Here is a 13,623-nt window from a genome sequence, read left to right as displayed (position 1 = left end):
GACCCTCGTCATGCACGGCACCGCGTCCCCACGACGCGGAGCCCCGGCCCCGTCACCCGCTGATCACAGGCGACGGGAGTCGTCGGGCCCGGCGAGACGTCACGACGTGCCGCTCAGGTGTGGACGTGAGCGGCCTGTCGTGACACCTCGGCGGGCGTGCGGGCGGCTACGCGGCCTCGAGCCGGGCGCGCAGGGCGGCCAGCTCGTGGCGCAGCGCGTCCGGCAGGGTCGAGCCGAAGCGGTCGAAGAACTCGTCGGTGAGGTCGCACTCGGCGAGCCACGCGTCCGTGGGCACCGCGAACGACTCGGCCAGCGCCTCCTCGGTGAGGTCGAGGCCGGTCAGGTCGAGGGCTCCCGGTGCGGGGGCGAGGCCGAGCGGCGTCTCGACGGCGTCGGCGGTGCCCGCCAGGCGACCGGCGATCCAGGCGATCACCCGCGAGTTCTCGCCGAAGCCGGGCCAGAGGAACGAGCCGTCGGCACCCTTGCGGAACCAGTTGACCTGGAACACCTGCGGCGCCCGATCGCCGAGCTCCGCCCCGAGCCGCAGCCAGTGCGCGAAGTAGTCGCCCATGTCGTAGCCGCAGAACGGCAGCATGGCGAACGGGTCGCGCCGCAGCTCGCCGACGACGCCCTCGGCCGCCGCGGTCTGCTCGGACGCCACCGTCGCGCCCACGAACACGCCGTGCCGCCACGACCGCGCCTCGGTCACCAGCGGCACGTTCGTCGCCCGTCGCCCGCCGAAGACGATCGCGTCGAGCGGCACGCCCTCGAACGCGTCCCAGTCGGGACTGAGCGAGGGGCACTGTTCGGCCGGCGCGGTGAAGCGCGAGTTCGGGTGGGCGGCCGGGGACGAGGAGGCGCGGGTCCAGTCGTTCCCCTGCCAGTCGGTCAGGTGCGCGGGCGCCTCGTCGGTCAGCCCCTCCCACCAGACGTCGCCGTCGTCGGTCAGCGCCACGTTCGTGAAGATCGTGTTCGCGTGCAGGGTGCGGACGGCGACGGGGTTCGACGCCTCACCCGTGCCGGGGGCCACCCCGAAGAAGCCGGTCTCGGGGTTCATCGCCCACAGACGGCCGTCGGCGCCGGGCTTCATCCAGGTGATGTCGTCGCCGAGGGTCTCGACCCGCCAGCCGGGCAGGGTGGGCTGCATCATCGCGAGGTTGGTCTTGCCGCAGGCCGAGGGGAACGCGGCGGCGACGTGGACGGCCCGACCCTCGGGGCTGGTCACCTTGATCAGCAGCATGTGCTCGGCCAGCCAGCCGTCGTCGCGCCCCATCGTCGACGCGATGCGCAGCGCGAAGCACTTCTTGGCCAGCAGCGCGTTGCCGCCGTAGCCCGAGCCGAACGACCAGATCTCGCGCGTCTCGGGGAACTGGGTGATGTACTTCGTCTCGTTGCACGGCCACACCACGTCGTCCCGCGCGGTGCCGTCGGCGTCGCGCAGGGGGTAGCCGACGCTGTGCACGCCGCGCACGAACGGCACGTCTCCGTCGGCACCGCCGAACGCGGCCAGCGGCTCGGAACCGACGCGCGCCATGATGCGCAGGTTGAGCACGGCGTAGGCCGAGTCGGTCAGCTGCACGCCGAGCTGCGACAACGGGCCGCCGACCGGGCCCATGCTGAACGGCACGACGAACATCGTGCGTCCGCGCATCGAGCCGGCGAAGAACGGCCGGAGCTCGCGCCTCATGGCCCCGGCCTCGCGCCAGTTGTTGGTGGGGCCGGCGCCCGCGGGATCGGTCGTGCAGATGAAGGTGCGGTCCTCGACGCGGGCGACGTCACCGGGGTCGGTCCGGGCGAGGTGGCTGCCGGGACGCAGGTCGGGGTTCAGCGGGATCAGCGCCCCGGTCGCGACGAGGTCGGCCGTCAGCCGCTCGGCCTCGGCGTCCGAGCCGTCGATCCACTGCACACCGTCGGGCTCGAGCAGGTCGACCTGCTCGGCGACCCACGCGACCAGGGTGCGGGGAGCCCACGACGGGGCGGGCACGTGGCGTCGCCGCGCGGCCCGTGCCCAGTCGGTCGTGGGTGCCGGAGGCAGAGCCGAGGAGGCGCGGGTCGCGTCGCCGAGGACGCCGGGGTCGAGGGGTCGGGTGGTGATCATCGCGTGGCCTCCAGGGTCAGGTCGAGCAGGTCGTCGGTCGGTGCTGAGGTGGCGCGGGTCGGACGAGGCAGGGACGGGGGCGTTCCTCCGGCGAGGTGCTCGAGCAGGCGGACGACCTGGCAGCTGTAGCCGAACTCGTTGTCGTACCAGACGTAGAGCACGACCCGGCGGCCCGAGCCGTGGTCGCCCGCCCCGTCGCCGTCACCGTCCCCGTCCCCGGACACCACCGTCGCGAGCCCGTCCACGACGCCCGCGTGGCGCGAGCCGACGAAGTCCGTCGACGCGACCTCGGGCGACTCGACGTAGTCGATCTGGCGGCGCAGGGGCGAGTCGAGCGAGGCCCGACGCAGGTGCGCGTTGAGCTCGGCACGGTCGACGGGCGTCCTCAGCCGCAGGTTGAGCACCGCGACCGAGACGTCCGCCGTGGGCACGCGGATCGCGCTTCCGGTCAGGCGCCCGGCGAGCTGCGGCAACGCCTTGGCGACGGCCTTCGCCGCTCCCGTCTCGGTCAGCACCATGTTGAGCGACGCCGACCGACCCCGCCGGTCGCCGGGGTGGAAGTTGTCCGTCAGGTTCTGGTCGTTCGTCACCGCGTGCACGGTCTCGACGTGTCCCGACTCGACGCCCCAGCGGTCGTCGAGCACGGCCAGCACCGGCGTGATCGCGTTCGTCGTGCAGGACGCCGCGGCGACCACGACGTCGTCGCCCGCCGTCTCGTGGTTCACGCCGAACACGACGTTCGGGATCGCGCCCTTCCCGGGGGCCGTGAGCAGCACGCGTGACGTGCCCCGCGCCTCCAGGTGTCGTCGCAGCGACGGCTCGTCGCGCCACCGGCCCGTGTTGTCGACGACGATCGCGTCGCGGATTCCGAACCGCTCGTAGTCGACCGTCGCGGGGTCGTCCGAGTAGATCACCTGGATCGTCGTGCCGTTCGCCACGATCGTGTCGGCCGTCTCGTCGACGACGATCGTGCCCGCGAACGGGCCGTGGATCGAGTCGCGCCGCAGCAAGCTGGCCCGCTTGACGAGGTCGTCGGCCGCCCCCCGACGCACGACGACCGCCCGGAGCCGCGCACCGCCGCGCTCGACGGCGTGCTCGATCAGCAGCCGTGCGACGAGCCGACCGATGCGGCCGAAGCCGTAGAGCACGACGTCGCGGGGCGGGGGCCCACCGTCGCCGCGGCGTCCGACCACCTCGGCGAGTTCGACGTTCACGACGTCGACGAGCGACCTCTCGGGCTGCTCGACGAGGGCGGCCCGGTGCCGGGCGCTCAGCCGGGCGAGGTCGATCGACGCCGGGCCGAGCTCGAGGCCGTCGAGCAGCTGCAGCACCTTCAGGGTCTCGACGGGATCGAGAACGTGGTCGTCGAGCTGGCGGGCGAAACGGTGCAGCTTGAGCACGCCGACCGGCGACCGGTCGAGGAGGCTGCGTCCGTGGATCGACACGACCACGCCGTCTCGACGCCACAGCCGACCGATCACCGGGATCATCGCCTCGGCGAGCGCCACGCGCCCGGCCCACTCGTCCTGGCGGTCGTCGTACCGGGCGGTGGTGTCGTCGAGCGGTTCCGTCGCGGCGGTGGGGGCCGATGCCATGATCTCTTCTCTCGTCGTCGAAAGGGGTGTTTCTCCACGATGAACGCCCACACCCTTGATCTGCAGATGCCCGATGCGTAAAGATCGGGTGTTCTTTCGCTCTCGTCAAAGACGACCTCCCGAGAGGGGTGCCCCGTGGTCGACGCCGACCCCCTGCTGCTCGGCCAGGCGGTGCGGCACGCCCGCACGACCCGGGGCCTGACCCTCGATCAGCTCGCGGCTCGGGTCGAGGTCAGCGCCAGTCAGCTCTCGCTCGTCGAGACGGGTCGTCGCGAGCCCAAGATCGGTCTGGTCCGAGCGCTGTCGGACGCCCTCGACGTGCCCCTCGCGACGTTGCTGGCCGCCGAGCCCCCGAGCGAGCGGGCGGCCCTCGAGATCGAGCTGGCGCAGGCGCAGCGCGGGTCGCTGTACCGCTCTCTCGGCCTGCCCGACGTGAAGGCGAACAAGGGCATGAGCACGCCGGTGCTGCAGACGATCCTCGGGCTGCACCGCGAGCTCGCCCGTCGGCACAGCGAGGCCAGCGCCACCCCCGAGGAGGCGCGGCGGGCGAACACCGAGCTGCGGCTCTGGATGCGCGGGCGTGACTCCCACCTGCCCTACGTCGAGGAGGCGGCGGCCGACCTGCTCGGCACCGTGGGCCACACCTCGGGCGCCCTGTCGCACAGCAGCGTGAGCCGCATGGCCCGGAGCCTCGGGCTCGAGATCATGCACGTCTCGGACCTGCCGCACTCGGCCCGCTCGGTGATCGACCTGGCCAACGGGCGCATCTATCTGCCACCCGCCTCGATCCCGGGCGGTCACGGCCTGCGGGCGCTGGCCCTGCAGGCGATGGCGCACCGTCTGCTCGGCCACGAACGACCCTCGACCTACGCCGAGTTCCTCAAGCAGCGGCTCGAGATCAACTACTTCTCGTCGGCCTGCCTCATGCCGCTCAGGGCAGCGGTCGAGTCACTGCAGAAGGCCAAGGCACAGCGCGACCTCTCGGTCGAGGACTTCCGCGACGGCTTCGGCGTCACCCACGAGGCGGCGGCGATGCGCATGAGCAACCTGCTGACGTCGCACCTCGGCATCCGCATGCACTTCCTGCGGGTGACGGGCGACGGAGCGATCGCCAAGGCGGCCGAGAACGACGGGCTGCCCCTGCCGACCGACGTCACCGGGGCCGTCGAGGGCCAGCTGGTCTGCCGGCACTGGGCCGCCCGCACGGCCTTCGCCCGGACGAACCGCACCACCGAGCACTACCAGTACGACGACACCCCGGCCGGCACCTTCTGGTCGGCGTCGCAGACCGGCACGTCCGAGCACGACGAGTTCTCGATCACGGTGGGCGTGCCGTTCGCCGACGCGAAGTGGTTCCGCGGACGCGACACCGAGCGTCGCGAGACCTCGACCTGCCCGGACGAGTCGTGCTGCCGTCGTCCCCCGGCAGGGCTCACGGCGAGGTGGCGCGACGCGGCCTGGCCCAGCGCCCGCCTGCACGCGCACGTGCTGGCACCGTTGCCGTCCGGCACCTTCCCCGGCGTCGAGGACACCGAGGTCTACGAGTTCCTCGACCGGCATGCCGGCTGAGACGCTGGCGCTGCTGCTCGGCCGATGGGCCGTCACGCGCGACATCGACGACCACCGCACCGGCGAGCACGCCCGGTTCGACGGGACGGCGACCATCGAGGAGGCGCGGGCGGGTTCCGACCTCGTGGCGACCTACGACGAGGCCGGCGAGCTCGTCGTGGCCGACCGGCGGACACCCGCCACCCGGCGGCTCGGCTATGCGTCCCGGGGTGACGGGTCGCTCGACGTGCGCTTCGCCGACGGCCGGCACTTCGTCGACCTCGACCTGCGGTCGGGGGCCTGGGAGGCGCACCACCCGTGCGCCCCGGACAGCTACCTGGTCGAGACCCGGGTGCTCTCGCCGACGTCGTTCGAGGAGCGGTGGACCGTGCGCGGCCCGGCGAAGTCGTACGACGCGCTCACGACGTACGAGCGCGTCGCCGGGCATCCCGCCACGAAGTGAACGACCCGCCACACGTTCGCGTGGCGGGTTGTTCACTTCGTGGCGGGGTGGAGGGTCGGCGCGTGGCGCGGCGCGGAGGCGCGTGGCGGGGCGACGCGATGCCGGGCTAGAGCTTGGCGGCGAGCTCGGCGTCGGTCGGCTCGACCAGGTGGCTGCCGTCGGGGAAGACCACGACCGGGATCTGCGTGCGACCGCTGACGGCGTAGGCACGATCGGCACCGTCGGCGACGGCCTCGAGGTCGACGTAGTCGTAGGCCACACCCTCGCGGTCGAGCAGCGCCTTCGAGCGGCGGCAGTCACGGCACCACTCGGCGCCGAACATCAGGATGCGGTCGGGGGCGGTGTCGGTGCTCATGGCGACCAGGGTACGCGCGGTGACGGGGCGCGGGCACGCCACCCGCGCCTCCTCGTCCCCGACGGGCAGCGGCGAGCGCCCGCTCGCCGCGAGCGAACGTCGTTCGGTTTCTCGTTCGGGGGCCTTGCGAGCCCCCGGGGGTGGCATGTCACACTGGATGAGCGCCCTCGTCGTGGAGTGGCAATCCCCCAATCCACCCGCCAGCAGCATGGCCCGCGACGAGTGTGCTGCATCGTGCAGACCGGGGTCGACCACGAGTCGGCCGCCGACGTCCACGGTGCCCCCGACGAGATCATCGTCATGCGCACGCGCCACGGGCCCGGAGGCAATCCCGTGACCGACACCCTTCAGCGCCCGCCCGAGACCTCGAGCACGCCCGCCGTGCGCACGCCTTCCGTGCGCACGCCCGCCGCCGCGTCTCCCCCGCGCTCGTCGTCGACGCCTGCGCGCGACACCCGCCCCACGCCCCAGCCGCACCGCCTGACCCCCTCGGGCGTCGTCGGCATCGCCGTGCTCGGCCTCGCGACGTTCTTCGCCATCACGACCGAGTTGAGCCCGGTCGGCCTGCTCTCGACGATGAGCACCGACCTCGGCGTGAGCGAGGCGCGCATGGGCGTCGTCGTCACGGTCTACGCCGTGGCCGTCGCCGCGCTCGCCCTGCCGCTCACCTGGGCCACCGCCCGCTTCCCCCGCAAGGCCGTGCTCGTCACGACCCTGGTCGGCTACACGGCCTCGAACCTGATGGTCGCGCTCGCCCCGAGCTTCGGCGTGCTGCTGACCGGCCGCGTGGTCGGCGGCATCGCACACGCCCTGTTCTTCTCGGTGGCGTCGGCCTACGCGACGCGCATCGTGCCGCCGCGCCTGGCAGGCCGGGCGATCGCGTTCGTCTACTCGGGCAGCTCGCTGGGCTTCGTCGTGGGCGTGCCGCTCGCGACGACGGTCGGCGACCAGCTCGGCTGGCGTCCCGCCGTGGGCGCGGTCGCCGTCGCCACCGCGGTGCTGGCCGTCGTGGCCGCGCTGTTCCTGCCGCACGTCCAGGGCGAATCGTCGCCGCACGTCGGCTCGGTGCGGTCGTGGGCGCGCTCGGGGCTGCTCGCCGTGGTCGTGGCCGACCTCATGCTCTTCGCCGGCCACTACGTCGTCTACACCTTCATCGGCCCGTACCTGACCGGGGCTGGCCTCGGCGAGGACCTCGTCGGCGGCGCCCTGCTCGTGCTCGGCGGCACGGGCGTGGTCGGCCTGCTCGCGGCCGGCGCGTTCGTCGACCGGGCGCCTCGGCAGACCCTGATCGTCGCGGTCGCGGTGATGATCGGCGCCCTCGCGGCCCTGCCGTTGGTGCACGGCTCGCTCGTCGGCACCTTCGTCGTCGCCGGCCTGTGGATGGCCGCGAACGGCACGACCGGCACCCTCTTCATGGCCGCCGCGATCCGCACGGGCGGTGTCAGCCCCGACATCGCCGGCGCGCTGATCAACGCCGGCTCGAACGTCGGCATCGCCGCGGGTGCCGCGATCGGCGGGCAGGTCTACGGGATGTCGGGCCTCGCCACGGTGCCGTTCGCGGCCGCGTCGATCGTCGCGATCAGCCTCGTCGTGATCGTCGCGGGCCGACGCGGGTTCCCGCTGACCGGTCACGCCCAGGCGAACCTGTCGACCTCGTCGCTCGCGGTGATCACCTCGTCGGTCGCGGTCGTCACGACGTCGATCCCGACCGTCGGCCAGGGCCGCCGCGGGCGTCGCCCCCGCCGCTAGGACACCAGGAGGCGCGGGTCGCGTCCTCGGCACCGCGACCCGCCCTCGACCCGCCCCTTTGTACCCCGATGTCCCCCACAAGGCGGACGAGATCACCCCTGCTCTGGGGACTCCACTCGACAGGCAAGAAGCTTTATTGTCGAAACATCCACTTCCGTGGAGCCCCCGTTCCCGTCGGGGGCGACACGCGGGCGCCTGAACCCCCGCGTGTCGAGCAGGACCGACGTCCGACCGGATCCGACCCGGCCGGACGCCCCCACCTGAGGACATCACCAGCCCATGTCGCTTCTCCGCGCCTCCGTGCGCCCCCGCCGTCGTGCCCTCTCGTTCGCGGCCTTCGCCACCGCCTCCGTGCTCGCGGCCGTCGCCGTGACGCAGGCCGTCGCGCCGGCACCGGCGCACGCCGCCGCAGCGCTCTCGTGCGACCAGAACACCATCTACGCGACGGCCGGCCAGGGCCAGTTCGTCGCCATCAACGTCGCGGCCAATACGGTGTCCGACGTGATCGCCGGCACGGCGAACCCGTTCTCGCCGGCCAACAACGGTCTCGGCGTCGGGCGGAACGGCCTCGACGCCTACGCCTTCACCAACGGCACGGCCAACAACTCGAACGGCAACACGCTCGCGCGCTACGACTCGGCGGCCGGGGCCGTCTCGACCGTCGCCGACGCGAACCCCTCGGGCGCACCCGCATCGACCCTGCGGGGCGCCGTCAACCCGGTGACCGGGATCTACTACTACGCAACCGGTGGCGACCCGGCCACGATCTCGGCGTACAACCCCAAGACCGGTGACAAGATCGGCGTCGTCGGCCGCATCCCCGGCCTGCAGGCCGGCAACGGCGACTTCGCCTTCAGCACGCAGGGGCTGCTCTTCGTCGTGGCGAGCAACGCGGTCTACCGACTGAACGACGAGACGATCCCGACCACGGCCGGCACCACGTCCCTCGCCGCCACCAAGCTGACCGACCTGCCCACAGGCACCAACAGCCCCGGCATCGCCTTCTCGTCCGACGGCTACCTCTACGTCTCGTCCGGCATGCAGATCATCAAGCTCGACTCGAGCTCGGGTGCCGAGGTCAGTCGCATGACGACCCCGGCCATCAGCAACATCACCTCGTACTCCGACCTCGCGAGCTGCAACTACGCCAACACCCTGACCGGCAAGGCGGATGTCAAGGGCCGCTGGAAGTCCGGCGACCAGTTCGCGCTCAAGGTCGACGGCGGCAACCTGTCAACGCCCTCCACCGCGACGACGTCCGGCAACGCGACCGGGGTCCAGGCCCAGAAGGCCGGCGCCGCGCTCGCGATCCCGGCCCGCACGTACACCGTCTCGCAGACGGCGGGCAACAGCACGACCCGCCTCGCCGACTACTCGACCACCTACCGGTGCGCGAACGTCAACGACGACGCGACCGTCGCCTCGGGCTCCGGCGACACCGCGCAGTTCTCGTTCCCCGCCGCGACCAGCGCCGACGGCACCGACGTCGTCTGCACCTTCGTCAACACCGTCTCGGCGATCTCGGCCGCAGCCTCCGACGACACCGGGACCACCGCCTCCGGAACCCCCCTGACCGTCGGCGCGCCCGGCGTCCTCGCCGACGACGCGGGCACCGACCTGACCGTGACGTCGAACACGCAGCCGGCGCACGGGCAGGCCACCGTCGCGGCCGACGGCTCGTACGTCTACACGCCCGCGAAGGGCTTCTCGGGCACCGACACCTTCCAGTACACGACGACCGACGGAGGCGGTGGCACGTCGACCTCGACGGTCACGATCACCGTCACCCCGGCGAGCAGCGACGACGTCGCGACCGCTCGTGCCGGCCAGGCACTCGTGGTCGACGCGGCCTCGGGCGTGCTGGCGAACGACTCGGGCACCGGTCTGACCGCCGCTGTGGCGACCGGACCCTCGCACGGCTCCCTCGTGCTCGGGCGCGACGGTTCGTTCCGGTACGTCCCGGCGGACGGCTTCTCGGGCACCGACACCTTCACCTACACGGCGACGGACTCCGAGGGCGCGAGCACCACGAGCACGGTGACCGTCACCGTGCTGCCCACCGCCGTCGACGACACGGCGAGCGCGGTCGCGGGGACCCCGACGACCATCGCCGGCAGCGCCCTGACCGCGAACGACGACGGCACCGGCCTGACGGTCACCGCCGTCTCGACGCCGGGTCACGGCACCGCGTCGGTCACCCCCGCGGGCGACGTGCTCTACACGCCGGCTGACGACTTCTCGGGCACCGACACCGTCGACTACACCGTCACTGACGGCACGGGCGGCACCGACACCGGCACGGTCACCGTGACCGTCGCGCCGCGCGCCTCGGCCGACACCGCCGACGCCGTCGCGGGCTCGCCCCTCGACGTGCCCGCCGGGCGTGGCCTGCTCGGCAACGACGGGGGCAGCGGTCCCCTCGAGGCGGCGCTCGCCACGGGCCCGACGAACGGCACCGTCGTCAGCAACCCCGACGGCTCGTACGTCTACACGCCGGCGAAGGGCTTCTCGGGCACCGACACCTTCACCTACACGCTGACCGACGCGAACGGCGTGACGAGCACCGGGACCGTCACCGTCGCCGTCGCCCCGAAGGCCGTCGACGACACCGTCACCGTCGTCGCGGGTGGCACCGCGCACGTCGACGGACCCGGAGTCCTCGGCAACGACCTCGGCACGGGCCTCAGCGCCGTGATCACGACCGGACCGCAGCACGGCACCGCGAGCATCGCCCCGAACGGCGAGTTCGACTACACGCCGACACCCGGCTTCTCGGGCACCGACACGGTGACGTACGAAGTCACCGACGCCGCCGGCCGCACCGCGACGGCGACGGTGACGATCACCGTCGAGCCCGTGGCCGTCGACGACCAGGCGACCACGCCGAACGGCACCACGGTGACCACGACCGCCTCGGCCGGACTACTCGCCAACGACCTCGGCACCGGGCTGCGCGTGACCGACCACGGCACCCCCGCGCACGGCACCGTGACCGTCGACGCCGACGGCACCTGGAGCTACACACCGGACGCCGGCACCTCGGGCACCGACTCGTTCGAGTACCGGGTGACGGACGCCGCGGGGCAGACCGCGACGGCTCGCGCCTGGGTCATCGTCGGCGACCTGGCCATGGCCGACCAGGGCACCGCGACCGCCGGCCGCGACCTGACCGTGCCGGCGAAGGCCGGCCTGCTCTCGAACGACCGCGGCACCGGCCTGACGGCCGTGCTGGACGGAGCCCCGCGTCACGGCGACGTGACCGTCGCGAAGGACGGCTCGTACGTCTACACCCCGGCGAAGGGCTTCTCGGGCACCGACGACTTCACGTACACCGCGACCGACGCCGAGAAGCAGACGAGCACGGGCATCGTGACGATCGTGGTCCTGCCCGACGCCGTCGACGACACGACCTCGACGAAGGCCGGCACGACGGTCACCGTCGCGGCGCCCGGCGTGCTCGGCAACGACCTCGGCACCGACCTGCGAGCCGAGATCGTCGATGCCCCGGCCCACGGCACCGCCACGATCGCCGCCGGCGGCACGACCAGCTACACGCCCGTCGACGGCTTCTCGGGCACCGACCAGCTGACCTACCGCGCCACCGACGCGTCCGGCGGATCGGATGTCGCCACGGTGACGATCCACGTCGGACCGATCGTCGTCGACGACTCCCCCGCCGGAGGCACGACCGCCGACCAGCCCCTCGTGGTGGACGCCGACCACGGCGTGCTCGCGAACGACAAGGGCACCGGGCTGACCGCCGCCGTCACCGACCAGCCGAAGGCGGGCACGGTCACGATGGCACCCGACGGCTCGTACACCTACACGCCGAAGCCCGGCACCTCGGGCACCGACTCGTTCGGCTACGAGGTCACGGACGGCAACGGTCAGACCGGCACGGGCACCGTCACGATCGTGGTCAGCCCCAAGGCCACCCCCGACGTCGCCACGGTCGCCGCCGGTGACCGCGTCACGGTCGCCGCACCGGGTGTGCTCGGCAACGACGTCGGATCCGGCCTGACGGTCACCGCGGTGACCCCGGCCGCGCACGGCACGGCCACGATCACGCCCGACGGCACCGTCGACTACACGCCGGCCCCCGGCTTCTCGGGCACCGACGTCGTCACGTACACGGTCACCGACCGGGACGGCGGCACCGCCACGACGACGGTCACCGTCTCCGTGACGCCCCGCGCCCTCGACGACCGCTTCTCGACGCCTGCCGGCACCGCGCTCTCGGTGCCCGCCCCGGGCCTCCTGGTGAACGACCTCGGCAGCGGCCTGACCGTGACGGGCGTCGGCACCCCGGCGCACGGCACCATCGACACCCGGCCGAACGGGTCGTTCGTCTACACGCCGGTCACCGGCTTCTCGGGCACCGACCGGGTGACGTACACCGCGACCGACTCGTCGGGCACCGCGACAAAGGCCACCGCGACGATCGTCGTCGGCGCCCTGGCCGTCGACGACACCGGCAGCACGCGCGCCGGCACCCCGCTGACCGTCGACGCCGCGCACGGCGTGCTCTCGAACGACTCGGGCAGCTCGCTGACCGCGACGCTCGACGGGGCGCCGACGCACGGCACGGTCGAGCTCGCTCGCGACGGCTCGTACGTCTACACGGCGAAGTCCGGTTTCTCGGGCACCGACGTGTTCACCTACACGGCGACCGACGGTGAAGGACAGACCCGCACGGGCACCGTCACCATCACGGTGCTGCCGACGGCGGTCGACGACGCGGCCTCGACGCCGGCCGACACGACGCTGACCGTCGACGCCCCGGGCGTGCTGGGCAACGACCTCGGCACGGGCCTCCGCGTCACCTCGACGGGCCCCGCCGCTCACGGCACGGTCACGATCGACCCCAGCGGTCGCCTGGTCTACACGCCGACCGCCGGCTACTCGGGGAAGGACGCCGTGACCTACACGGTCGCCGACCGTGACGGCGGCACCGCGACCGCCACGGTCACCATCACCGTGCGCGTCAAGGCCGTGGCCGACTCCGGCAGGACGATCGCCGGCAAGCGACTCGTCTCGGGCAGGGTCGGCGGCGTGATGCGCAACGACGACGGTTCGGCCCTCTGGGTCGCCCTGGCGTCCGAGCCGTCGCACGGCACCGTGGCGCTCGACCTCGACGGGTCGTACGACTACATGCCCCACGCCGGCTTCGTCGGGGTCGACACCTTCGACTACACGGCGACCGACGAGGCCGGACAGACCGCCCGCGCCACCGTGGACATCACGGTGCTGGGCGCGGCCGTCGCGGTCGACGACGAGCAGCGCGGCACGACCGACCACGCGGTCACCGTCGACGTCACGGCGAACGACACCCCCACCGAGGGTGCGACCTTCGACCGCGGCACCGTCGTGATCGTCGATCCGGCGACCGGTGACGGGGTCAGCACGCTGGCCGTGCCCGACCAGGGCACCTGGACGGTCGTCGACGGCTCCGTGGTCTTCACCCCCGCGAAGGGCTTCGACTCGAAGGCGTCGGTGCAGTACCGCGTGACCGACACGGCCGGCGAGACGGTCCAGGCGGTCGTCACGGTGTCGTTCCCGATGATCCTGTCGGCGACTCAGCTGGCCTTCACCGGCAGCGCGTCGGTGCTCGGCATCGCCGCCATGGCCCTGCTCGGGGTCGCGCTCGGCCTGGCGCTCTCGCGTCGCGGCCGTCGCGTGGTCGGCCCGATCCGAGGCCGTCGCCGGGCCGAGTAGCCCCCGACGTGCCGACGTCCCCGTCCGCCCGCCCCTCCTGCCGAGGGGACGGGCAGGCGGGGACGTCGGTCGTGCAGGAGGCGCGGTGCCGGTCCCCTCG

The 13,623-nt window shown here is 72.9% G+C and carries 7 protein-coding genes; 4 read left to right on the top strand and 3 right to left on the bottom strand.

Features of this window, described 5'->3' with window-relative positions; all coding sequences use genetic code 11:
* Positions 1–166: 166 nt before the first annotated feature.
* Entirely contained in the window at positions 167–2,098 is a 1,932-nt protein-coding gene (locus IFT88_RS04375; protein WP_192119066.1) for a phosphoenolpyruvate carboxykinase (GTP), read from the bottom strand.
* Positions 2,095–3,693, bottom strand: a complete 1,599-nt coding sequence (locus IFT88_RS04370) for a glyceraldehyde-3-phosphate dehydrogenase (protein WP_192119063.1) — start codon at positions 3,691–3,693, stop codon at positions 2,095–2,097. The genes IFT88_RS04375 and IFT88_RS04370 overlap by 4 nt, the downstream gene beginning before the upstream one ends.
* 135 nt (positions 3,694–3,828) lie before the next feature.
* Here IFT88_RS04370 and IFT88_RS04365 point away from each other — a divergent pair, with 135 nt between their 5' ends.
* Positions 3,829–5,262, top strand: a complete 1,434-nt coding sequence (locus tag IFT88_RS04365) for a helix-turn-helix domain-containing protein (protein ID WP_192119061.1) — start codon at positions 3,829–3,831, stop codon at positions 5,260–5,262.
* Positions 5,252–5,704 carry a DUF6314 family protein gene (locus tag IFT88_RS04360; RefSeq protein ID WP_192119059.1) on the top strand — a complete coding sequence of 151 codons (453 nt, stop codon included), beginning with the start codon at positions 5,252–5,254 and terminating at the stop codon, positions 5,702–5,704. Before IFT88_RS04365 ends, IFT88_RS04360 begins: the two co-directional genes overlap by 11 nt.
* A gap of 106 nt (positions 5,705–5,810) precedes the next feature.
* Here IFT88_RS04360 and IFT88_RS04355 read toward each other — a convergent pair whose 3' ends face one another.
* Positions 5,811–6,059, bottom strand: coding sequence for a glutaredoxin family protein (locus IFT88_RS04355; RefSeq protein ID WP_043594734.1), 249 nt, complete (start codon positions 6,057–6,059; stop codon positions 5,811–5,813).
* Between the two features lie 234 nt (positions 6,060–6,293).
* Here IFT88_RS04355 and IFT88_RS04350 point away from each other — a divergent pair, with 234 nt between their 5' ends.
* Positions 6,294–7,808, top strand: coding sequence for an MFS transporter (locus IFT88_RS04350; protein ID WP_192119057.1), 1,515 nt, complete (start codon positions 6,294–6,296; stop codon positions 7,806–7,808).
* 279 nt (positions 7,809–8,087) lie between these two features.
* Positions 8,088–13,523 carry a beta strand repeat-containing protein gene (locus IFT88_RS04345; protein ID WP_192119055.1) on the top strand — a complete coding sequence of 1,812 codons (5,436 nt, stop codon included), beginning with the start codon at positions 8,088–8,090 and terminating at the stop codon, positions 13,521–13,523.
* Positions 13,524–13,623: the final 100 nt, after the last annotated feature.

Source organism: Frigoribacterium sp. CFBP 8751, assembly GCF_014841545.1.
Taxonomy (GTDB): domain Bacteria; phylum Actinomycetota; class Actinomycetes; order Actinomycetales; family Microbacteriaceae; genus Frigoribacterium.
This window is presented reverse-complemented; position numbering and strand designations above follow the sequence as displayed.